Annotated in this window: 20 protein-coding genes; 14 read left to right on the forward strand and 6 right to left on the reverse strand. The window is 64.4% G+C overall.

Annotated elements, in window-relative coordinates; translation table 11 throughout:
- The first annotated feature begins 53 nt into the window (after positions 1-53).
- Positions 54-2,339, forward strand: coding sequence for a response regulator (locus N6L27_RS12910; RefSeq protein ID WP_271907687.1), 2,286 nt, complete (start codon positions 54-56; stop codon positions 2,337-2,339).
- A 299-nt stretch (positions 2,340-2,638) separates the two neighbouring features.
- Here the strand turns inward: N6L27_RS12910 and yaaA are convergent, their stop codons facing one another.
- The 3 genes from yaaA to N6L27_RS12925 form a co-directional block, all read right to left on the reverse strand.
- Positions 2,639-3,403 (reverse strand): peroxide stress protein YaaA, encoded by a 765-nt coding sequence (yaaA, locus tag N6L27_RS12915; protein WP_271907688.1) that lies wholly within the window; start codon positions 3,401-3,403, stop codon positions 2,639-2,641.
- Between the two features lie 42 nt (positions 3,404-3,445).
- Complete coding sequence (gene recQ, locus N6L27_RS12920; RefSeq protein ID WP_271907689.1) at positions 3,446-5,503, reverse strand: DNA helicase RecQ; 2,058 nt, start codon at positions 5,501-5,503, stop codon at positions 3,446-3,448.
- Positions 5,504-5,628: 125 nt separating this feature from the next.
- A complete protein-coding gene (locus N6L27_RS12925) occupies positions 5,629-5,916 on the reverse strand; it encodes a YggT family protein (protein ID WP_019295027.1) in 288 nt (95 codons plus the stop codon).
- 134 nt (positions 5,917-6,050) lie between these two features.
- On the opposite strand from N6L27_RS12925, the gene N6L27_RS12930 reads away from it, so the two are divergent.
- From N6L27_RS12930 to N6L27_RS12985, 12 genes are all read left to right on the forward strand, one after another.
- A complete protein-coding gene (locus tag N6L27_RS12930) occupies positions 6,051-6,599 on the forward strand; it encodes an acyl-CoA thioesterase (protein WP_271907818.1) in 549 nt (182 codons plus the stop codon).
- 79 nt (positions 6,600-6,678) lie between these two features.
- Positions 6,679-8,043, forward strand: a complete 1,365-nt coding sequence (locus N6L27_RS12935) for an MFS transporter (RefSeq protein WP_271907690.1) — start codon at positions 6,679-6,681, stop codon at positions 8,041-8,043.
- Positions 8,040-8,909, forward strand: a complete 870-nt coding sequence (mepA, locus tag N6L27_RS12940) for a penicillin-insensitive murein endopeptidase (protein ID WP_442915775.1) — start codon at positions 8,040-8,042, stop codon at positions 8,907-8,909. Before N6L27_RS12935 ends, mepA begins: the two co-directional genes overlap by 4 nt.
- Positions 8,882-9,793, forward strand: a complete 912-nt coding sequence (locus tag N6L27_RS12945) for an esterase-like activity of phytase family protein (RefSeq protein WP_271907691.1) — start codon at positions 8,882-8,884, stop codon at positions 9,791-9,793. Before mepA ends, N6L27_RS12945 begins: the two co-directional genes overlap by 28 nt.
- A gap of 196 nt (positions 9,794-9,989) precedes the next feature.
- Positions 9,990-10,625 carry a queuosine precursor transporter gene (locus tag N6L27_RS12950; RefSeq protein ID WP_271907692.1) on the forward strand — a complete coding sequence of 212 codons (636 nt, stop codon included), beginning with the start codon at positions 9,990-9,992 and terminating at the stop codon, positions 10,623-10,625.
- A gap of 263 nt (positions 10,626-10,888) precedes the next feature.
- Positions 10,889-11,308: an alternative ribosome rescue aminoacyl-tRNA hydrolase ArfB gene (gene arfB / locus N6L27_RS12955; protein ID WP_271907693.1), complete on the forward strand. Its 420-nt coding sequence runs from the start codon at positions 10,889-10,891 to the stop codon at positions 11,306-11,308.
- A gap of 75 nt (positions 11,309-11,383) precedes the next feature.
- Positions 11,384-12,130 (forward strand): SDR family oxidoreductase, encoded by a 747-nt coding sequence (locus N6L27_RS12960; RefSeq protein ID WP_271907694.1) that lies wholly within the window; start codon positions 11,384-11,386, stop codon positions 12,128-12,130.
- Positions 12,127-12,480 carry a cupin domain-containing protein gene (locus N6L27_RS12965; protein ID WP_271907695.1) on the forward strand — a complete coding sequence of 118 codons (354 nt, stop codon included), beginning with the start codon at positions 12,127-12,129 and terminating at the stop codon, positions 12,478-12,480. Before N6L27_RS12960 ends, N6L27_RS12965 begins: the two co-directional genes overlap by 4 nt.
- Positions 12,481-12,562: 82 nt before the next feature.
- Positions 12,563-13,585, forward strand: a complete 1,023-nt coding sequence (locus N6L27_RS12970) for a P1 family peptidase (RefSeq protein ID WP_271907696.1) — start codon at positions 12,563-12,565, stop codon at positions 13,583-13,585.
- A gap of 109 nt (positions 13,586-13,694) precedes the next feature.
- Positions 13,695-14,171: a c-type cytochrome gene (locus N6L27_RS12975; protein ID WP_271907697.1), complete on the forward strand. Its 477-nt coding sequence runs from the start codon at positions 13,695-13,697 to the stop codon at positions 14,169-14,171.
- Positions 14,172-14,324: 153 nt separating this feature from the next.
- Positions 14,325-14,867: an isopentenyl-diphosphate Delta-isomerase gene (idi, locus tag N6L27_RS12980; RefSeq protein ID WP_271907698.1), complete on the forward strand. Its 543-nt coding sequence runs from the start codon at positions 14,325-14,327 to the stop codon at positions 14,865-14,867.
- A 78-nt stretch (positions 14,868-14,945) separates the two neighbouring features.
- Positions 14,946-16,202, forward strand: a complete 1,257-nt coding sequence (locus N6L27_RS12985) for a flavin-dependent oxidoreductase (protein ID WP_271907699.1) — start codon at positions 14,946-14,948, stop codon at positions 16,200-16,202.
- Positions 16,203-16,416: 214 nt separating this feature from the next.
- On the opposite strand, the gene glpK is transcribed toward N6L27_RS12985, so the two are convergent.
- The 3 genes from glpK to panB form a co-directional block, all read right to left on the reverse strand.
- Entirely contained in the window at positions 16,417-17,907 is a 1,491-nt protein-coding gene (glpK, locus tag N6L27_RS12990) for a glycerol kinase GlpK (RefSeq protein WP_271907700.1), read from the reverse strand.
- Between the two features lie 67 nt (positions 17,908-17,974).
- Positions 17,975-18,835 (reverse strand): pantoate--beta-alanine ligase, encoded by an 861-nt coding sequence (gene panC, locus N6L27_RS12995; protein WP_271907701.1) that lies wholly within the window; start codon positions 18,833-18,835, stop codon positions 17,975-17,977.
- Between the two features lie 8 nt (positions 18,836-18,843).
- A complete protein-coding gene (panB, locus tag N6L27_RS13000) occupies positions 18,844-19,674 on the reverse strand; it encodes a 3-methyl-2-oxobutanoate hydroxymethyltransferase (protein ID WP_271907702.1) in 831 nt (276 codons plus the stop codon).
- A 167-nt stretch (positions 19,675-19,841) separates the two neighbouring features.
- Here panB and N6L27_RS13005 point away from each other — a divergent pair, with 167 nt between their 5' ends.
- On the forward strand, positions 19,842-21,320 hold the full coding sequence (locus N6L27_RS13005) for an ABC transporter substrate-binding protein (RefSeq protein ID WP_271907703.1): 1,479 nt from the start codon (positions 19,842-19,844) through the stop codon (positions 21,318-21,320).
- Positions 21,321-21,384: the final 64 nt, after the last annotated feature.

The following is a 21,384-nucleotide window of genomic DNA, read 5'->3' on the forward strand; positions in this document are numbered from 1 at the left end:
GCGCAGAGATTGCTGCGCGCCTTTTGTGGTGATGAATGGCGGAGTTTGCAGGGATGAGCCTTGCTGACAAACTGGCGGAGGAACGGCGGGCGCGGCTCGCTGCTGAACGGCTGCTTGAGCTGAAGCAGGCCGAGCTGTCCGCCGCCAACCGCAAACTGGGCCGCCACGCGCTGGCGCTGACCAAGCAGATTGGCCAGACCCAGGCCGAGGTGGCCACCGTGCGCGATGAAAACGCCAAGGTGAAATCCGACCTCCATACCGCCAATGAGAAGATCGAAACCGCCGAACGGCGGCTGTGGCATTCGATCCAGGCGTTTCAGGACGGGTTCGCCTTCTTCGACGCCGCAGGCCACCTGATCGGCGCCAATACCGCCTACCTCAACATCTTTGACGGGCTTGAAGAGGTCACGCCGGGCATCACCTATGAGCGGATCCTCGAGCTGCTGATAGAAGAGGGGCTGATCAGCACCGGCAGCATGAAAGCCCGGGACTGGCATGCGATGATGTCAGAGCGCTGGCATTGCGATTCCCCGGAACCGGTGGTTGTCCAGCTTTGGGATGAGCGGTACCTGCGGCTGATCGATCAGCGCGGTCACGGCGGCGATGTGGTCACACTGGCGCTCGATATCACCTCGACAGTGCGCTATGAGCAGGAACTGCAAGATGCCCGCGCCCGGGCCGAGGCGGCGAACCGCGCCAAATCCGCCTTCCTTGCCAATATGAGCCATGAGATCCGCACCCCGATGAACGGCGTCGTCGGCATGGCCGAACTGCTGAACGATACCGAGCTGGACGATGAGCAGCGGCTCTATGCCAAGACCATCAAGAACTCGGGCGAGGCGCTGCTGGTCATCATCAACGACGTGCTGGACTACTCCAAGATCGAGGCTGACAAGCTGGAGCTGCATCCGCAGGAATTCGACCTGGAGCGCAGCCTGCATGAGGTGGTGATGCTGCTGCAGCCCACCGCGCGGGACAAGGGGCTGGCGCTGCTGGTGGATTACGACCTGTTCCTGCCGACCTGTTTCATCGGCGATCCCGGCCGGATCCGGCAGGTGCTGACGAACCTGATCGGCAATGCGGTGAAATTCACCAAACAGGGCCATGTGACTCTGCGGGTGACCGGCATCGCCTCACCCGAAGAGGGCCAATGCGCGGTGCATGTTACCATCGAGGACACCGGGATCGGCATTCCGGAAGACAAGATCGAACATGTGTTCGGTGAGTTCAACCAGGTCGAGGACGAACGCAACCGCAAGTTCGAGGGCACCGGACTGGGGCTGGCAATCTCCAAGCGGCTGATCGAGATGATGGGCGGCGAGATCTGGGTCGAAAGCGAAGACGGCAAGGGCTCCTGCTTCGGCTTCAGGGTACCGCTGCCGGTGAAAGCCCCAGCGGAGCAAACGCTGCCGAAGCTGCCATCCAGCCTGCGCCATGTCCTGCTGGTGGACGATGTGCCGCTGAACTGCGAAATCCTGCAAAAGCACCTTCAGATGCTGGGCCTCAAGGTGACCACAGCCGGCACCGCGGCGGAAGCGCTGACGGCCATGCAGGGCGGCGTCAATCTTGTGCTGAGCGGCCATAACCTGCCGGGGCTGGACGGGCTGCAGCTGGCCCGCGATCTCAGGTCCTACGGCTGGAACGGGGTGCCGGTCCTGCTGCTCAACTCCAGCCCGCATGCCGCCATCGGGTCTGATGTGCGGCAGCTGGTCAGCGGCGTGCTGCAAAGCCCGGCCCCGCGCGATGACCTGTTCAGCCAGCTGGCCCGGCTCGGCAGCGAGGCCGCAAACCCGGAAGCGCCCCGCGCGGCCGCCGCTCCCGCTGCAGCAGCACCTGCTGCAGCGCCGGCGGTGTCCCCCGCTCCGGCCGCCGCGGTGCCGCTGGCGCCCGCAGCTCCAGCGTTTCGCAAAATGCGGGTGCTGGCAGCAGAGGACAACAAGACTAACCAGCTGGTGTTCCGCAAGATCGTGAAGGAGCTGAACATTGAGCTGCAGTTCGCCGGAAACGGACTGGAGGCGGTGGAGGCCTACAAGCACTTCCAGCCGGACCTGATCTTCATGGACATCTCGATGCCGATGATGGACGGCAAGGAAGCCACCGCAGAGATACGCAAGCTGGAGGCCGGGACCGGCAGTCATGTGCACATCGTGGCACTGACCGCGCACGCGATGGCCGGCGATTCCGAGGGTATACTGGCTGCCGGGCTTGATCACTACCTGACCAAACCGCTGCGCAAGGCGCTGATCCACGAGCAGATCCGCAGCCACGCGCCTGCAAATATCCAGCCGGTTGAAGCCGGGAGTGTCCCGCCTGAGGCCGCAGCGGGCAATGCCCCCTGAGCAGGCAAGAGCCAGATTTTCTGTGACCGCGCGCCCGGCTGAAACCGCTTCCGGGCCTGCGGATAATGCAAGAACCCAACGCCGGATAACCGCCGCGGCCGCCAATGCACTGCTGCCTATTCCTGACCCTGCATAGCCTCCCGGCGGCTCTCCCGCGCCCGCGGGTGCACCGGCTGCGCCGGAGACCCCCTTTTACGGCCTTGGGCCCGGCAGCGCGCGTTCCGCGCGCTGCCGGGCCCAACCGGGACGGTGCATTCTTTGAATGTGCCGGAGCAGGCGGGAGCCGCCCTTTGCGGACGTCAGGCCTTGCGCAGGAAGACAGGCTTGTCCGGCTCCGACATCTGCGGCTGGTAGGCATAGCCGCCGGCATCGAATTCCTTGAGGCTTTCGGCATCCGTGAGCCGGCCTTGGATGATGTAGCGGGCCATCGCGCCGCGGGCGCGTTTGGCATAGAAGCTCACCACCTTGGGGGTGCCGTTCTTGTCTTCCATGAAGACCGGCGTGACCACCCGCAGCTTCAGCGCTGCCAGATCCACGGCACCGAAATACTCCTGGCTGGCGCAGTTCACCAGCACTTCCGCGCCCACGGCCTCTCCTTGCGCATTCAGCGCCTCGGAGATCTTGCTCCCCCAGAACTCATAGAGGTTCTTGCCCCGCGGATTTTTCAGGCGCGAGCCCATTTCCAGCCGGTATGGCTGCATCGCGTCCAGCGGCCGCAGCACGCCGTAAAGGCCGGACAGGATGCGGAAATGCTTCTGCGCCCAGGCCATTTCATCGGAATCCAGAGAGGCCGCTTCCAGACCCTGGTAGGTGTCGCCGGCAAAGGCCAGCGCCGCCGGGCGGGTTGCCTGTGTTTTGGGGTCGGCGGCAAAGTCCTGGAAACGGGCGTGGTTCAGCTTGGCCAGATCCTCGCTGATGTGCATCAGCTTCATCAGGTCCGTCACCGATTGTTCGCGGGCCACCTCTGCCAGCGCCACCGCATCGTCATGCAGCGCAGGCCAGGTCATCTCCTGTTCCCGTTCCGCCCAGTCCAGCTTCTTGGCCGGAGAGGTTACTACCAGCATGTCTGCCCCCAAATTTTCCTAGCCCGGTTTCTTGGCGCGACCCTAGCCCGCGCCGCGCAGGACGTCCAGAAACGCCGAGGCGAAACGTTCGGCGCGGCGCTCTCCTAACAGCCTTGTGATGCCGGCCTCGTCACCGTCGCGCAGCTGCGCCACCTTAGCCAGCAGCGAGGCCGAGCAGGTCAAGGGCTTCAGGGTGCCGCACTCGCCGCGCGCCAGCTGCGCCTGCACTTCCAGCAGCCCGTCATAGACGGATCCGGAGTTGCGCCCTGCCAGCTTGCGCCGCGCCGGGTGCAGCTGCTCCGTGGCGCCGGTGATCACGCTCAGGAAATCGTCGCCGTAGCGTTCCAGCTTCTTGGCGCCGACGCCGTTGATGCGGGCCATCTGGTCCAGGGTTTCCGGGCGCTGCTCGGCCATCTCAATCAGGGTGCGGTCCGGAAAAATCACATAGGCCGGCACTTTCTGCGCCTCGGCCAGCGCCCGGCGCTTGGCCTTGAGCGCGGACAGCAGCGGCGCGTCCTCCTCGGAGACCAGCGCCTTGACTGCCGGGCGGCGGTCAGCGGATTTGATGGTGTCGCGGCGCAGCTCGATGGACTGCTCACCGCGCAGGATCGGCAGCGCTGCCTCGGTGAAGCGCAGGGCGCCGTGGCGGTCCGGGTCGGGGCGCAAGAGGTCGTGGCCCATCATCTGCCGGAACACCGCCTGCCACTGGCGCTTGCCGAACTCCTTGCCGCAGCCGTAGACCGACAGTTCGTCATGTCGCTTGGCCCGGATCCGCTCGTTATCGGCGCCCAAAAGGATGTCGATCAGATGGCCGGAGCCGAACCATTCCTCTGTCCGCAGCACCGCTGACAGCGCCTTTCGCACCACGGTGGTGCCGTCGAACACATCAGCCGGGCTGTCGCAGAGGTCGCAATTGCCGCAAGGCTCTGCTTCCTCGCCAAAATACCCCAGCAGTTTCTGGCGGCGGCAGTGCAGTGCCTCGGCAAGGCCCAAGAGCGCGTTCAGGCGGGCGTGATCGGCGGCGCGGCGTTCGGGCGGAGCGAGGCCCTCGTCGATCTGCGAGCGGCGCAGACGGATATCGTCGGGACCGAACAGGGTCAGCGTCTCCGCTGGCGCACCGTCGCGGCCCGCGCGGCCGATTTCCTGGTAGTAGGCCTCGATGGATTTCGGCAGGTCGGCGTGGGCGACCCAGCGGATGTCGGGCTTGTCGATGCCCATGCCAAAGGCGACGGTGGCGACCACGATCAGCCCGTCCTCACGGGCAAAGCGGGTTTCGACGATGCGGCGGTCCTCGGCCTCCATGCCGCCATGGTAGAAACATGCGGAATGGCCTGCCTCGCGCAGGGCGGCGGACAAGGCTTCGGTCTTGGCGCGGGTGCCGCAGTAAACGATGCCGGATTGGCCCTTGCGGGCGGCGGCAAATTCCAGGATCTGGCGGCGCGGGCTGTCCTTGGCGCCGAAGGCGAGGTGAATGTTGGGCCGGTCAAAGCCGCGCAGGAAGCTGCGGGGGGCCTCGCCGTCGAACAGTTTCTGGACAATTTCTTCCTGGGTTTCCTGGTCCGCGGTGGCGGTGAAGGCGGCCAGCGGCACGTCCAGGGCGCGGCGCAGCTCGCCGATGCGCAGGTAGTCGGGGCGGAAGTCGTGCCCCCATTGGCTGACGCAATGCGCCTCATCCACCGCGATCAGGCTGACGCCGATGCGGCGCAGCATGCCCATGGCGGCGCCGGAAGCCAACCGTTCGGGAGCCATGTAGAGGAGCTTGAGCCGCCCGGCCTCGATTGCCTCCCAGACCTGTTCGGTCTCTTCATCGGTGTTGCCGGAGGTGAGCGCGCCTGCAGTGACGCCGGCCTCCTGCAACGCGCGGACCTGATCGCGCATCAGCGCAATCAGGGGGGAGATCACCACGGTGATGCCGTCGCGCAGCAGCGCGGGCAGCTGAAAGCACAGCGACTTGCCACCGCCGGTGGGCATGATCGCCAGCACGTTCTCCCCGGCAGTCACGGCGTCGACGATCTCCTCCTGCCCCGGGCGGAAAGCGTCAAAGCCGAAAATCTCGCGCAGAATGGGAGTCGCGCCGCTGAGGGCGGTCATATCCGTCATGGGGGCGGAGGGCCTCGTGGTCAGTGCTGCTCTTCTTTGGCAGGCACAATCCCACAGGAGGCATGGGGCGGCAAGGCCCGCAAGCAAAAAGCCCGGCGAAAGCCGCCGGGCCAAAGGCCTTCAGATCAGTAGAACGCCGAGACGTTATTCACCAGGATGATGCGCAGCGCATAGACGCCGATCAGCACCGCCAGCGGCGCCAGATCAATGCCGCCCATGTTGGGCAGGATGCGGCGCACCGGCGCATAGAGCGGCTCCAGTATCCGGTTCAGGCCGTACCAGATCTGCCCCACCAGCTGCTGGTGCAGGTTCAGAACCTGGAAGTTGATCAGCCAGCTCATGATCACATGGGCAATGATGAAGAACCAGACCACGTCCAGGATCAGCATCAGGATTTGGAACAGCGAGACCATCTCTTATTTCCCTCTTTCGAACAGCCTCACAGGTAAGCAGACGCGGCGAAATGCGCAAGGCTTCCGCGAGGTTGCGGTTGACGCGCTGTAAACGGGTGGCATCACGGGCACATGCCAACATGGAGCGTGCGCCGATGTACCCGATATTCCGCCTGATCAAGGATACCGTTCTGGCCAGCCGGATGGAGCCTTTGCCGATCACCGGCATGCATGTCTCGAGCCACATCTGCTGGCCCTGGGACCTGGACATGTGGATGGAGCTGAACAACGGCCGCACCATGACGCTGTATGATCTGGGGCGCACCATGCTGGCGCAGCGGGTGGGGCTTATCAAGGCGCTGCGCCAGCAGCGCTGGGGGCTGACGGTGGCGGGCTCGTCCGTGCGCTACCGCCGCCGCATCCGGGGATTTGAAAAGTTCGAAATGCGCAGCCGCACCGCGGGCTGGGACGGCAAGTTCATCTATGTCGAGCAGTCGATGTGGAAGAAGAGCGGCGATTGCGCCAGCCATGTGATGCTGCGCACCGCAGTGACGGACCGCAACGGCATCGTGCCGCCAGAAAAAGTTCTGGCAGCGCTGGGGCAGGACGCCGAAGCCTCGCCGGAACTGCCCGGCTGGATCAAGGACTGGTGCGAAGCGGATGGCGGCCGGCCCTGGCCGCCGATGCAGGACGGGCTTGCCTAGGCCCCTGCCCGCCTGCCATACCTGAAGGCAAGAGGGTGCAGACCCGTAACTCCTGCGCCCCGATAACAAGAGGGCGGGCATGCAGCAGGTATCCATGCGCAAGCGCATCTGGGGGTGGTGGTTCTTTGACTGGGCCAGCCAGCCCTTTCACACCCTGCTGGTCACCTTTGTCTTCAGCCCGTTCTTCGCCGCTGTCGCGGCGGAGCATTTCCTCGGACAGGGTTTGGACGATGAGGCCGCCAAGGCGCAGGCGCAGACGATCTGGTCGCTGTGCCTGACCGTGACCGGCCTGATCATCGGCTTCGGCGCGCCTTTCATGGGAGCACTGGCCGATATCTCCGGGCGGCGGCGGCCCTGGATCATGATGTTTTCGCTGATGTACCTGCTGGGTGCCTGCGGGCTTTGGTTCATGGATCCTGCGGGCAGCAACCTGTGGTGGATGCTGACCAGTTTTGGCCTCGGCTTTATCGGCGCGGAGTTTGCGCTGATCTTCGTCAACGCGCAGCTGCCTTCACTGGCCGGCAAGGAGGATGTGGGCAACGTCTCCGGCTCCGGCTTTGCCTTTGGCTATCTGGGCGGGGTGATTTCGCTGTTCATCATGCTCCTGCTGTTTGTCGAGCAGGCCAGCGGCAGGACCCTGATCGGCCTCAGCCCCCTGTTCGGCCTGGACGCCGAAGCGCGCGAGGGCACCCGCGCTGTCGGGCCCTTCACCGCACTGTGGTTCGCCGTTTTCATGATCCCCTATTTCCTGTGGGTGCGCGAGGGCCGCGCCACCGGCCAGCGCGGCACAGTGGGCCAAGCGGTGGCGCTGGTGGTGCAGTCGGTGAAAAACCTGCGCAACCGGGTCAGCCTCGCCAGCTACCTCGGCTCCTCCATGCTGTACCGCGATGCGCTCAACGGGCTCTATGGCTTTGGCGGGGTCTACGCCAAGCTGGTGCTGGGCTGGCAGATCACTCTCATTGGCGTCTTTGGCATCGTGGCGGCGCTGGCGGCCACGATCTTCTGCTGGATCGGCGGCAAGGCAGACCGGAAATTCGGGCCAAAGCCGGTGATCATCCTCTCTATTCTGGTGCTGAGCCTGGTCTGCCTGACCATCGTCAGCATGTCGCGCGACCAGATTTTCGGCATTTCTCTTCCTGAAGGGTCGAAACTGCCGGACGCCGTGTTCTTTGGCTGCGGCGTGCTGATCGGCGGATTTGGCGGCATCCTGCAATCCGCCAGCCGCAGCCTGATGGTGCGCCACACCGACCCGGCCAAGGCAACCGAGAGCTTTGGCCTTTATGGCCTGTCGGGGCGCGCCACCGCCTTTCTGGCGCCGATGATGATCGGCGTTGCAACAACTGTCACCGGCAGTGCCCGTCTGGGGATCACCCCGGTCATCGGCCTGTTTCTGATCGGATTGGTACTGTTACTTTGGGTTCAAGGAGAAGGAGATCAGAATTGAGACTGTTACTAGCCATTTGCCTGGCAGTGGCGGGGCTGTCTGTTCCAGCCAGCGCGCAGACTCCCGCCAAGGCGCTGTTCGGGGCCAAGCCGAGCGCCTCGCAGCAGAAACCCGCACCGTTCGGCTCCTACGCCAAGGGCTGCGTCGCCGGTGCTGAGCAGCTGCCCGAGACCGGCCCCACCTGGCAGGCGATGCGCCTCAGCCGAAACCGCAACTGGGGCCATCCGGCAGCCATCGATTTCGTCAAGGATCTGAGCCGCGCGGCCGCGAAACAGCGCGGCTGGAAGGGGCTTTACATCGGTGACATCAGCCAGCCGCGCGGCGGGCCGATGCTGTCAGGCCACCGCAGCCATCAGATCGGGCTGGACATCGACATCTGGATGCGGCCGCCGGACCGGCTGAACCTGAGCCGCAACACCCGCGAGAACATCTCCTCAATCTCCATGCGCCGGGCCAAGGGCGCCTATGTAAACAGCAGCTGGACCCGTGCCCACCATGAGATCCTGAAGGCCGCTGCGCAGGACAAGCGGGTGGCGCGGATCTTTGTCTTTCCCGGCGCCAAGGTGCAGATGTGCAACGACGAAAAGGGCGACCGCCGCTGGCTGCGCAAGATCCGGCCGTGGTGGGGGCATCACTATCACTTCCATGTGCGGCTCAACTGCCCGCGCGGCGCCCGCGGCTGTGTCGACCAAGCGGCCCCGCCCAAGGGCGACGGCTGCGCCGATGCGCAGCGCTGGGTCAATGACATTCTGAACCCGCCGCCGCCGAAACCGGTTGACCCGAACGCGCCAAAGCCTAAACCGAGACGGGATTACACCCTTTCGGACCTGCCCCAGCAATGCGCCGCCGTTCTGCAATCAAACTAACCTTGGCATTTGCCGCCGCTGCAGGACTGGCAGCGGCGGCTTTTGCTGCCAGCCGTCCAGCGCCGGCAATCAGCAAGGCGCAGTTTTTGGGCAGCTATACATGGAAACTGAAACAACCCTGGTTTGGCGGCTTCTCGGCGCTGAAGATCAGCGCCGGCGGACGGGAAATGACGGTGCTCAGCGACCGGGCCACCTTGGTGACCACCTCTCTTCAGCGCAAGGGCGGGCTGATTTCCGGCGTGACGGCGCATACGGCACACGGGCTGCGCGCTTCAACCGGCAAGATGCTGACCGGCTTTGCCGGCGACAGCGAAGGCCTTGCCATCGCGCCGGACGGCAGCCGCTACATCTCCTTTGAGGGTGCCGCGCGGGTCGCCCGCTACCGCCGCCCTGACGGTCGGGCCAAGGTGCTGCCGCGGCCCAAGGCGTTCCGCAAACTGCCGCTCAACAAGTCGCTGGAGACGCTGGCGATCAATGCCCGCGGCCACCTTTATACCCTGCCGGAGCGCGCCTTTGACAAACACGGCCAGATCCCGGTCTGGCGCTGGAACGGCAGCCGCTGGAGCCGGCCCTTCAGCCTGCCGCCGCGCGGCGGCTTCCTGCCGGTAGACGCGGATTTCGGCCCCGACGGGCGGTTCTACCTCCTGGAACGCGACCTGACCCTGCTCGGCTTCCGCAGCCGGCTGCGGCGCTGGGATATTACTGCCGCGGGCCCTGAGAATGAGACCCTGCTGCTGCAAACAGGCCCCGGTACCCATGACAACCTCGAAGGCCTGTCGGTCTGGGCCGGCAGCGCCGGACGGATGTTCGCCACCATGGTGTCGGACGACAATTTCCTGCCACTGCAGCGCACCGAGCTGGTGGAATACGCCCTGCCCGACTGACCCTGCGGCCCGCGCCGCGCCAGCGGCGCCCGGCCCAACCGCAAGGGGGCCTTTGGCAAAAGGCACCCGGCGCGGGCGGGAGCCCCCTCCCCTTGCACCCGGCTATCTTGCGAAACAGGTTCAAGCAGTTTAAAGAAGCCGGTCTTTTGCTGCTGCGCAGCCTTCTTCGCAGCCCCGGAACAAACGGATCCCGCGCATGACCCGCTCGCATATTCCCGGCATTCTTGCCATGGCCGCCGTGGTGGTGGCCTCCAATGTCCTGGTGCAATTCCTGTTCGGCAATTGGCTGACCTGGGGCGCCTTCACCTATCCGGTGGCCTTTCTGGTCACCGATGTGATGAACCGCGTTTACGGCGCTGCCGCTGCGCGCAAGGTCGTGGTGGCGGGCTTCATCACCGGGGTGATCTGCTCGCTCATCGGCACTCAGGTGATGCTCGAAGGTGATGGCTTTACCTATCCGGCGGTGACGCTGCGCATCGCACTAGGCTCCGGCCTCGCGTTCCTGACGGCACAGATGCTGGACGTTGCCATCTTCTCTGCCCTGCGGACCGGCAAATGGTGGCGGGCGCCGCTGGCCTCCACCCTCATCGGCTCCACCGTGGACACAGCGATCTTCTTCACCGTCGCCTTCTCCGTCCCGCTCGCGTGGATCGAGCCGGCCAATGATGTGTCATGGGCCGGCGACAGGCTGCCCTTGATCGGACAGGGGCCGGTGGTGCCCTACTGGGTCTCGCTGGCTTTCGCCGACTGGCTGGTGAAACTAACGCTGGCGCTGCTCGCGCTTGTGCCCTTCCGCATCATCGTGCGTAAGCTCTCCGTAAAGACCACATGATTTTGTTTTGACATTAACCGAATCTGTGGCAGGCTAGGCTTACACGAAACATCAGAAAGGAGGTGCCCATTGTCTAGAGAAGCTATGGAGAGCAGTGCCGGAACAGTTCAGAAGGAGTGCGGCCGAGGCAGCCCTTGGCGCGTATAGATACCTGAATTGGTGCTGACCTAACCGGTGCACCTCCTATCATCTCGAAGGGCTGTTCCCCGCGTGTGGAACAGCCCTTTCGATTTTAAAGCCGCCTTCCGCAAACCAACGAAGCCATGATCCGCATCAACGACCAGATTACCCTGCAGGACTGGGAAATGACCGAGAGCTTCATCCGCGCCTCGGGCCCCGGCGGACAGAATGTGAACAAGGTGGCGACCGCGGTCGAACTGCGGTTCGAGGCGGAGCGTTCGCCTGCTCTGGCGCCTGCGGTCAAATCACGGCTGAAACGTCTGGCAGGCCGCCGCTGGACCAAGGACGGTGCTATCATCCTGCAATGCGACGAAACACGGTCCCAGCAAAGAAACCGCGAGATTGTGCGCGAGCGGCTGGCTGAGCTGGTGCGCAAGGCGCTGGTGGCACCGAAACGGCGGATCGCCACCAAACCCACCCGCGGCTCCGTCCGGCGGCGGCTGGACGCCAAGAAACAGCGCGGCGAATTGAAAGCGACGCGCGGTAAGATCGATCCGGATTGACCCGTCCCGCCTCCGGGGATTGCACAGCGCTTCTCTCCACCCCATGCTGACGCCAATCAATGCGGGAGGAAAATCATGCGGCTGGACGGAAAAACCGCCATCGTGACCGGCGGCGCCTCAGGCTTTGGCGCAGGCATCACACGCAAGTTCCTGGCTGAAGGTGCGCGGGTGATGATCGCCGACATCAACACCGCCGCAGCAGAGGCGATGGCAGCGGAACTGGGCAGCAACGCGGTTGCGCAGACGGTAAATGTCGCGGATGGCTCATCGGTCAACGCAATGGCAGAGGCGGCGCTGGCGGCCTTCGGGCAGCTGGATATCCTGGTGAACAACGCAGGCGTCACCCATCTGCCCAGCCCTTTGGAGGAGATCAGCGAGGCGGATTTCGACCGGGTGCTGGGCGTCAACGTGAAGTCGGTCTACCTGACCGCCCGCGCCCTGGTGCCGCATATGAAGGCCAACCGGCGCGGTGCGATCCTGAACGTCGCCTCCACCGCCGCCGTGTCGCCGCGCCCCAACCTCAACTGGTACAACGCCTCCAAGGGCTGGATGATCACCGCCACCAAGACCATGGCGGTGGAGCTGGCGCCGCACGGGGTGCGTGTGAATGCAATCAACCCGGTGGCAGGGGAAACCCCGCTGCTCAAATCCTTCATGGGCGAAGACACGCCGGAGATGCGGGCCAAGTTCCTGTCCACTATCCCGATCGGCCGTTTTTCGACGCCGGAGGACATGGGCAACGCCGCCTGCTTCCTGTGCTCGGACGAGGCAAGCATGGTGACTGGAGTCGCTATGGAAGTGGATGGAGGGCGCTGCATATGAAGACCGTGAACCTGGCAGAAAAGCTGGCGATGTTCTCCAGCCACTGGGACCCGCATGTGGTGGCGGATTACAACGGCAACGATGTGATGGTGGTGAAGTTCCAGGGCGAATTTCCCTTTCATCATCACCCGGACACCGACGATTTCTTTCTGGTGCTCGAAGGGGAGATGGTCATGGATATCGAGGGTGAGCCGCCCCAGACCGTAGACGCGGGCGAATTGTTCGTGGTCCCCAAAGGCGTCACACACCGCCCCCGTGCCGATCAGGAATGCAAAGTGCTGCTTATTGAGCCGAAAGGCGAGCCAAACACTGGTGATGCAGCAACCGCAGCCTCCAAGCCTCGGATCTGACCCGGCCTTTTCATCTTTCTTCAAATACTCCCGCCGGAGGCCGCGCGCGCCAGCGCGCTCCCCAGGAAAAGGACATCCCACCATGCTCCCCGGTCCCAGGAACCTGATCACCGACGTGCCCGGCCTGCGGGTCGGCAACGCACAGGATGCAGCATTGAAATCAGGCACCACGGTGCTGACGGCGGACAAATCCTTCACCGCTTCGGTGCATGTGATGGGCGGTGCGCCGGGCACGCGGGAGACTGATCTGCTGGCGCCTGACAAATCGGTCGCCAGGATCGATGCGCTGGTGCTGTCGGGCGGCTCTGCCTTCGGGCTGGATGCCTGTTCCGGTGTGATGGACGCGCTGCAGGAGGCGGACCGCGGCTTTCCGGTCGGCCCGGTGCGGGTGCCGCTGGTGCCGGGGGCCATTCTTTTTGACCTGCTGAACGGCGGGGATAAGGGCTGGGCCCAGAACCCCTACCGCGCTCTGGGCCGGGCCGCCTTTGACGCCGCGGCTGAGGCGTTTGAATTGGGCACCGCCGGCGCCGGCGCGGGTGCCCTGACGGCAATGCTGAAGGGGGGCTTGGGCTCTGCCTCTCTGGTTCTGGACAGCGGCGTCACCGTCGGCGCGCTGGTCGCGGCCAATCCGCTGGGCGCCGTCACCACCCCGGGAGAGCAGCATTTCTGGGCCGCTCCCTTTGAAATCGGCGATGAATTCGGCGGGATTGGCCCTGATACAGCCGCCGGGCTGGGCCGCAGCCTGCACAGCCGCAAGATCGATGCGATCCAGAAACTGGGCGGCACCCCGCTGCCGCCGGAGCGGGCCAATACAACCATCGCCATCGTTGCCACTGATACCGCCCTGACCAAGGCGCAATGCCAGCGGCTGGCCACAGCGGCGCATGACGGCATCGGGCGTGCCATCGTGCCTGCCCATTCCCCCGGCGACGGCGATCTGGTCTTTGCCGCCAGCACCGGTGCACGCGGGCTGGACAACCCGGATGCGGAACTGGGACTGCTCTGCCATGCTGCTGCGCTGTGCCTGAGCCGTGCAATTGCCCGCGCAGTCTACCACGCCCGGCCTGAACCGGGTGATCTGCTGCCCTGCTGGGACGCGCCTTGAATTGCCGCAGCTACCCGCTGGAACTTTGATGCGCGTCAAACTGCCGGTTGACACTGCCGGGTAATAAACCATGAGTCACATCTGCCAACTCAGAACTGGAGCAAGCAATATGAAACCTCTTATGACCGCCGCCATTTTCGGCCTCCTCGCAGCCCCAGCCTTTGCCGAAGGCGATCCGGCCAAGGGCGAAAAGGGGTTCAACAAATGCAAATCGTGCCACATGGTGGTGTCCGACGCGGGTGACGTGATCGTCAAGGGCGGCAAGACCGGCCCGAACCTGTGGGGCCTGGCTGGCCGTCAGGCAGGCACCGTCGAGGGATTCAATTACGGCGATGACCTGGTCGCGGCAGGTGAAGCAGGGCTGGTGTGGGACGAAGAGAAATTCATCGCCTTCGCCGCAGACCCGAAGAAATTCCTGCAAGCAGAAACCGGCAATGCCAAGGCCAAGTCGAAAATGTCGTTCCGCCTGAAGAAGGGCGGCGAGGACATCTATGCCTTCCTGGCCAGCCACAGCCCAGCGCCGGCAGAGGAAGCACCGGCCGAGGAAGCTGCTGCTGCGGAAGGCGCGGAAGCCGCTACCGAATAAGCTCTGATGGCCGTCACTGACGGAGGAGAAGCCGCGGCATTTTGGCCGCGGCTTTTCGCGTAATTGCTTTCCGTGCCAGCAAACGTTAGCGGTAGTCTTCAAAGCTGTCGAAATGCGGCAGGCCGCAGAACAAGAAACCGTCACGGACACAGCATGAGCCACATGATCCCCGCCTGGGTGAACGGTGAATTGACACCGGTTGACAAGCTGGCCGCGCATGAGCGCGGGCTGAAGCACAAGGCGGTCTCTGTCTTTGTGGTGAAGGGCGTGGAAATCCTTATGCAGCGCCGCGCGATGGGGAAGTACCACACTCCCGGACTTTGGGCGAACACCTGCTGCACCCATCCGATGTGGGACGAACAGCCCTCGGCCTGCGCGGTGCGGCGGATGAATGAGGAACTGGGGCTCACCGGCCTTTACCCTGAATTCCGCCACCACCTGGAATACCGCGCCGATGTCGGCAACGGATTGGTCGAGCATGAGGCGGTGGATGTGTTCCTGGCCCATGCCCACCGGCCGCTGCGGATTGCCGCCAATCCGGATGAGGTGATGGAGACCCGCTGGGTCGATTACCACGACCTCTTGGCAGAGGTGAGCCGCCACCCGGAACGCTTCACCCCCTGGCTGAAGATCTACCTGCATAACTACGCCGATGTGATCTTTGGACCCGACCTGATCATCGGCGGCCGGCGCTGACCTCTTTCACACCCTGACAGCTTGCCCCGCTCCCCATGCCGTGGTTATCTGCGCCCGCAAATGGGGAGTATGCTTATCATGTCCATCCTGATCGCCGGCGGCGGAATTGCCGGACTGACCCTGGGGCTGACGCTGCATCAGATCGGGGTTCCGTTCCGCATTTTCGAGGCCGCGCGGGAATTGAAGCCGATGGGGGTTGGCATCAATCTGCAGCCCAACGCGGTGCGGGAGCTGTTCGATCTGGGGCTGGAGCCGGAACTGGACGCAACTGGCGTCAGGACAAGGCAGCTGGGATTTTACAGCAAGCTGGGCAAGACAATCTGGGAAGAGCCCCGCGGCACCGGCGCGGGCTATGACTGGCCGCAGTATTCGGTGCACCGGGGCGAATTGCAAATGATGCTCTGCCGCATTCTGACAGAGCGTGCCGGGGCGGGCTGCATTGAAACCGGCGCGCGGGCCGCAGGGTTTGAGAACACGGGCGGCGGAGCCGCGTTGCTGCTGGCGGACGGGCGGCGGATCGAGGGCAGCCTGGTTGTTGCAGCCGATGGCATCCATTCCGCCCTGCGCGCACAGATGGCGCCGGATGAGGGTGCGCCCATCTGGAACGGGCGTATCCTGTGGCGGGCCACGACCCGTGCGCCCGCCTTCAAGGGCGGCGCGGCCATGGCGATGATCGGCCATGACCATCTGCGGCTGGTGGCCTATCCCATCTCCCAGCCGGATGCAGACGACCGCGTGACGATGAATTGGATTGCGGAGAAGAGCTTTGATCCCTCCACGCCCTGGCGGCGGGAGGACTGGAACCGGCCCGCGGATATCTCTGAATTCCTGCCGGATTTTGCGAACTGGCAGTTCGATTGGATCGACGTGCCCGCCCTGATCCGCGGCGCAGAAGTGGTCTATGAATACCCGATGGTGGACCGCGACCCGCTGGCGGGCTGGACCCAAGGCAACATCACCCTGATGGGCGACGCCGCGCATCCGACCTATCCGGTAGGGTCAAACGGCGCCAGCCAGGCCATTGTGGACGCGCGGGTGATTGGCGCGAAACTGCTGGAGCACGGGGTGATTGCCGCGGCGCTCGAGGCCTATGAGGCAGGGGTGCGCCCAGTGACAACAGCGGTGGGTCTGGCCAACCGCGCGGGCGGCGGGCCGGACGGGGTGCTGCAGCGGGTTGAGGACCTCTGCGGCGGAGACTTCGGAGACATCAGTGAGGTGATCCCGCAGGCGGAGCTGGCCGCTCATGCCGCCAAGTACAAGTCGATTGCGGGTTTCTCCATCGAGGAACTGAACGCGCGCCCTCCGACCATTCCGGCAGGCGCCCGCGTGAGCTGAAGCACTCCTGCGGCCAGCCGCCGTGCCGCAGGCACGGTTTACCCTTGAGGCGCGGATGGACGCACAGACCCTCGACAAGGCGCGTTTAAGGGCGGCCCTGCCCTTAAACCGCTTCTCAGCAAAGAAACAGCGCCGCGCGAAGCGCGGCGCCACCCCCAACTGAGAGGCGCATTCTTTGAATGCGGCGGAACAGGCGGGAGAACGCCCCTTTACCTTAGACGCCGATCACCGCCTGCACCGCGCGCTGCCAGCGGGCGTAGGCCGCCTGCCGCGCAGCAGGCTGCATCAGCGGCACAAACTGGCGGTCAAGCTTCCAGGTGTCGGCAAAGCCGGTCTGGTCCGGATAGATCCCGGCCCGCATCCCCGCCAGCCAGGCAGCGCCCAGCGCAGTGGTTTCCTGCATCACCGGGCGGTCGACGGCGGCGCCCAGGATGTCCGACAGGCTCTGCATGGTCCAGTCGCTGGCGCTCATACCGCCATCGACGCGCAGGGTCACGGTGTGGTGGCTGTCATCCTCCCAATCAGCGCGCATCGCCTCATAGAGATCGCGGGTCTGATAGGCGACGCTTTGCAGCGCTGCGCGGGCAAATTCAGCAGGGCCGGAGTTCCGGGTGAGGCCGAACATGCCGCCGCGGCACTCCGGCTCCCAGTAGGGCGCGCCAAGGCCGGTGAAGGCGGGCACCAGAATGACGTCCTGGCCCGGGTCGGCGCGCAATGCCAGCTCGCCGGACTCGGACGCCTGCTCGATGATCCCCAGCCCGTCGCGCAGCCATTGCACCGCAGCGCCGGCGATGAAGATCGAGCCTTCCAGCGCATAGGTCGGCTTGCCGTCCAGCTGATAGGCGATGGTCGTCAGCATCCGGTTCCTGGACACCACCGGTTCATCCCCGGTGTTCAAGAGCGCAAAACACCCCGTCCCGTAGGTGGACTTCATCATTCCCGGCTGGAAACAGGCCTGGCCGATGGTGGCCGCCTGCTGGTCGCCGGCCACGCCCAGGATCTGGACCGGGCCGCCCAGAATTTCCGGATCAGTGGTGCCGAAATCCGCCGCGCTGTCCTTCACCTCCGGCAGCATCTGCTGCGGCACCTCCAGAAGATCACTGATGGTGCGGCTCCAGCGGCCCTTTCGGATATCATACATCAGCGTGCGCGCGGCGTTGGTGGCGTCGGTCACATGCGAGGCGCCGCCGGTCAGGCGCCAGATCAAGAAGCTGTCCACGGTGCCGAACAGCAAATCCCCCGCCGCCGCCCGCTCCCGCGCGCCCGGAACGGTGTCGAGGATCCATTTCACCTTGGTGCCGGAGAAATAGGGATCCAGCAGCAGCCCGGTGCGGTCAGCCACCATTTCCGCGTGGCCCGCCGCGCGCAGATGCTCGCAGATAGCGGCGGTACGGCGGTCTTGCCAGACGATAGCGTTGTGGATCGCCTTGCCGCTGGACTTGTCCCAGACCACGGTGGTTTCGCGCTGGTTGGTAATGCCGATGCCCGCAATATCCGCGGCGGAGACATCCAGATCCGCCATCACCTTGCGGCAGACCGATACGGTGGTTTCCCAGATCTCCTCCGGGTCATGTTCCACCCAGCCCGCCTGCGGGTAATGCTGAGTGAATTCCTGCTGTGCGGTGCCCGCGACCTGCATGCCTGCATCAAACAGGATTGCCCGGGTCGACGTGGTGCCCTGATCAATTGCCAGAATATAGGTCATCGGCTGCCCTCCAGTCTCCTCTGACCGGGGACAATAAACGCAAAGGTGCTACCGCTGCCAGCCCCTACTAAGAATTTAGTTGATGAACTGCGATATTGTCGATCAGACGGATCCCGTCCATCCATGCCGCGGCCAGCAGGCGGGAGGGGCGGGAGGGTGTGTCCAGCGCCTCCAGCGTCTCAGAGCAGCGCAGGTCGAAATACTCGATATCGCCGAAACCGGCGTCTGCCAGCGATTGCCGCGCAGATGCTTCCAGCGGCGCCCAGGGCTCTCCGGCAGCGGCCTTGGCTGCCGCATCGCGCATGGCCGCATTCAACGCCGCAGCCTTGGCCAATGCGTCTTCGGACAGCAACAGGTTGCGCGAGGACATCGCCAGCCCCGAAGCCTCCCGCACAGTCTCGCAGCCGATCACCTCAATCGGGATATCAAGATCGCGGGCCATGCGGGTCACCACCATCAGCTGCTGGTAATCCTTCTGGCCAAAAAACGCCTTGTCCGCGCTGGTCTGCAGGAACAGCTTGGCCACAACAGTCGCCACCCCGTCGAAATGGCCGGGGCGGAAGGGGCCTTCCATGACCGCAGTGATGCTGCCGCCGACCGAGACATTGGTGGCATAGCCGTCCGGGTAAATCTGGTCCGGATCCGGGCAATAGATCAGGTCGATACCAAGATGGGCCAGTTTCTGCGCGTCGTCCTGCTCGGTGCGCGGATAGTTCGCCAGATCTTCCGGTTTGTTAAACTGTTTGGGATTCACAAAAATGGTCACAATCACCCGGTCGCAAGCCTTCTTCGCGGCCTCAGCCAACGACAGGTGGCCCGCGTGCAGTGCGCCCATTGTGGGAACCAGGCCAATGGTCTCGCCGGCGCGGCGCCATTCAGCGGTCTTGGCGCGCAGGTCAGACAGGCGGCGCAGGATCGGTGCAGTCATTTCTGAAGTCATCCTTTGGAGGGCGCCTGATCGGCAAAGACATGCTCGGCGGCAGGGAAACTGCGCGCCCGCACCTCAGCGGCGTATTCGGCGATGCCTGCCTCTGCCAGCGGGCCAAGATCGGCATAGCGCTTCACGAACTTCGGTTTGAAGGCGGTGAAGAAGCCCAGCATGTCATCGACCACCAGGATCTGCCCGTCACACCCGGCGCTGGCGCCGATGCCGATGGTGGGGATCGCCACTTCGGCGGTGATCTTGTCGGCCAGTTTCTGCGGCACCTTTTCCAGCACCACGGAAAATGCCCCGGCATCCGCCACCGCGCGGGCATCGGCCAGCACGGCGTCGCCTTGCGCATCACGGCCCTGCACCTTGTAGCCGCCCAGCGTGTTGATCGACTGCGGCGTCAGGCCGATGTGGGCCATAACCGGGATGCCGCGCTTGACCAGGAAGCGGATGGTCTCGGCCATCTCAACCCCGCCTTCCAGCTTGACCGCGGCGCAGCCGGTTTCCGCCATCAGCCGGGCGGCGTTGCGGAACGCCTGCTGCGGGCCTTCCTCGTAGGAGCCGAAGGGCATGTCGATCACCAGCATCGCCTGGCTCAGCCCGCGTGCCACAGCCTGCCCGTGCAGGATCATCATCTCCATCGTCACGCCCAGGGTGGAGGTCAGCCCGTGCAGCACCATGCCGACGCTGTCGCCGACAAGCACGAAGTCGCAATGCTTGTCCATCAGCCGCGCCATAGGTGTCGTATAGGCCGTCAGGCTCACCAACGGGGTGCCGCCCTTGCGGGCCCGGATATCTTCGGCGTTGGGCGCCTGTTTCTTGGCTGTCGCGCTCATGGCTGTCCTGTCCGCGGTTCTTAGAGTGGACACGGATTACCAATTAACGCCGCGTGCTTCCAGTGCGCGAAATGCCGCCCGGCCTTGATTACGCACGGGAAACAGGGAAACTCGTTTCCAATAGGCGCCGTTTTCCGGCCCGCAGTTTGCACACAGGGAGATTTCAGATGGGTTTCAGATCCTTTGTTTTTGCCGCCAGCTCCGCGCTGGCGCTGGTGGCGGGCGGCGCCTGGGCCAAGGACAGCGTCACCATCGGCCTGCAGCTGGAACCGCCGCACCTGGACCCGACCAGCGCCGCAGCGCAGACCATCGACTCGGTGGTTTACAGCAATATCTTCGAGGGGCTGACCCGCTTCATGGGCGATGGCTCTGTGGTGCCGGGGCTGGCGGAAAGCTGGGAAATCTCCGGGGACGGCACCGTCTACACATTCAAGTTGCGCGAGGGCGTCACCTTTCACGACGGCAGCGCAATGGATGCGGAGGACGTGAAATTCTCGCTCGACCGCGCCCGGGCGGAGGACAGCACCAACGCGCAAAAGGCGCTGTTTGAAGGGATCACAGCGGTCGACACGCTGGACCCGCAAACGGTGCAGATCACGCTGGACGCGCCGAACGGCAGCCTGCTGTTCAACCTCGCCTGGGGCGATGCGGTGATCGTGGCACCCGAAAGCATCGGAGACATCAAGACCAGCCCCATTGGCACCGGCGCCTATACCTTCCAGGAGTGGGTGCAGGGCGACCGCATAACGCTGGCGCGCAACCCGGACTACTGGGGCGAACAGCCCGCACTGGCCTCGGCCACGTTCAAGTTCATCTCCGACCCCACTGCGGCCTTTGCCGCGATGATGGCAGAGGATATCGACGCCTTTGACAACTTCCCGGCGCCGGAAAACCTGCCGCAATTCGACGCCGATCCGCGGTTCCAGGTGCTGGTCGGCTCCACCGAGGGCGAGACGATCCTGTCCACCAACAACAAGCAGGCGCCGTTTGATGACATCCGGGTGCGGCAGGCCCTGGCTCATGCCATCGACCGGCAGGCGATCATCGACGGCGCCATGTTCGGCTACGGCACCCCGATCGGCACCCACTTCGCGCCGCACAACCCGGCGTATAAAGACCTGACCGGCATGTCCGCCTATGATCCCGATCAAGCCAAGGCGCTGCTGGCGGAGGCGGGTTTCCCGGACGGGTTCGAGACCACTCTGCACCTGCCGCCGCCCTCTTATGCCCGGCGCGGCGGCGAGATCATCGCAGCGCAGCTTGCTGAGGTTGGCATCAAGGCCGAGATCATCAATGTCGAATGGGCGCAATGGCTGGAAAGTGTGTTCCGCGGCAAGAGCTTTGGCCTAACCATCGTCAGCCATACCGAGCCGATGGACATCGGCATCTATTCTCGGCCCGAATATTATTTCCAGTATGACAGCGAGCCGTTCCAGGCGCTGATGGCTAAGCTGAACATCACGACCGATCCGGATGCGCGCACCGCAATCCTGCAGGAGGCGCAGGAGATGATTTCGGCGGATTACGTCAATGGCTACCTGTTCCAGCTGGCCAAGCTTGGCGTGGCCAAAACCGGGCTGCAAGGGCTGTGGGAGAATGCGCCCACAGCGGCCATCGACCTCAGCGCGCTTAGCTGGGTGGAATAGTCCCAGCTTGCAACCGAACGCCCGGCCGGCAGGCCGGGCAGCGCCCACGGTTCGAGCGATGCCC

Origin of the sequence: Leisingera sp. SS27 (assembly GCF_028368855.1) — a bacterium.
Taxonomy (GTDB): Bacteria; Pseudomonadota; Alphaproteobacteria; order Rhodobacterales; family Rhodobacteraceae; genus Leisingera.

What these genes read in the sequence shown, in the direction of transcription:
- N6L27_RS12910 (WP_271907687.1), top strand. Translation starts at nt 54, where the DNA reads ATGAGCCTTGCTGACAAACTGGCGGAGGAACGGCGGGCGCGGCTCGCT.
- yaaA (WP_271907688.1), bottom strand. Translation starts at nt 3,403, where the DNA reads ATGCTGGTAGTAACCTCTCCGGCCAAGAAGCTGGACTGGGCGGAACGG.
- recQ (WP_271907689.1), bottom strand. Translation starts at nt 5,503, where the DNA reads ATGACGGATATGACCGCCCTCAGCGGCGCGACTCCCATTCTGCGCGAG.
- N6L27_RS12925 (WP_019295027.1), bottom strand. Translation starts at nt 5,916, where the DNA reads ATGGTCTCGCTGTTCCAAATCCTGATGCTGATCCTGGACGTGGTCTGG.
- N6L27_RS12930 (WP_271907818.1), top strand. Translation starts at nt 6,051, where the DNA reads ATGTACCCGATATTCCGCCTGATCAAGGATACCGTTCTGGCCAGCCGG.
- N6L27_RS12935 (WP_271907690.1), top strand. Translation starts at nt 6,679, where the DNA reads ATGCAGCAGGTATCCATGCGCAAGCGCATCTGGGGGTGGTGGTTCTTT.
- N6L27_RS12945 (WP_271907691.1), top strand. Translation starts at nt 8,882, where the DNA reads ATGCGCCGCCGTTCTGCAATCAAACTAACCTTGGCATTTGCCGCCGCT.
- N6L27_RS12950 (WP_271907692.1), top strand. Translation starts at nt 9,990, where the DNA reads ATGACCCGCTCGCATATTCCCGGCATTCTTGCCATGGCCGCCGTGGTG.
- arfB (WP_271907693.1), top strand. Translation starts at nt 10,889, where the DNA reads ATGATCCGCATCAACGACCAGATTACCCTGCAGGACTGGGAAATGACC.
- N6L27_RS12960 (WP_271907694.1), top strand. Translation starts at nt 11,384, where the DNA reads ATGCGGCTGGACGGAAAAACCGCCATCGTGACCGGCGGCGCCTCAGGC.
- N6L27_RS12965 (WP_271907695.1), top strand. Translation starts at nt 12,127, where the DNA reads ATGAAGACCGTGAACCTGGCAGAAAAGCTGGCGATGTTCTCCAGCCAC.
- N6L27_RS12970 (WP_271907696.1), top strand. Translation starts at nt 12,563, where the DNA reads ATGCTCCCCGGTCCCAGGAACCTGATCACCGACGTGCCCGGCCTGCGG.
- N6L27_RS12975 (WP_271907697.1), top strand. Translation starts at nt 13,695, where the DNA reads ATGAAACCTCTTATGACCGCCGCCATTTTCGGCCTCCTCGCAGCCCCA.
- idi (WP_271907698.1), top strand. Translation starts at nt 14,325, where the DNA reads ATGAGCCACATGATCCCCGCCTGGGTGAACGGTGAATTGACACCGGTT.
- N6L27_RS12985 (WP_271907699.1), top strand. Translation starts at nt 14,946, where the DNA reads ATGTCCATCCTGATCGCCGGCGGCGGAATTGCCGGACTGACCCTGGGG.
- glpK (WP_271907700.1), bottom strand. Translation starts at nt 17,907, where the DNA reads ATGACCTATATTCTGGCAATTGATCAGGGCACCACGTCGACCCGGGCA.
- panC (WP_271907701.1), bottom strand. Translation starts at nt 18,835, where the DNA reads ATGACTGCACCGATCCTGCGCCGCCTGTCTGACCTGCGCGCCAAGACC.
- panB (WP_271907702.1), bottom strand. Translation starts at nt 19,674, where the DNA reads ATGAGCGCGACAGCCAAGAAACAGGCGCCCAACGCCGAAGATATCCGG.
- N6L27_RS13005 (WP_271907703.1), top strand. Translation starts at nt 19,842, where the DNA reads ATGGGTTTCAGATCCTTTGTTTTTGCCGCCAGCTCCGCGCTGGCGCTG.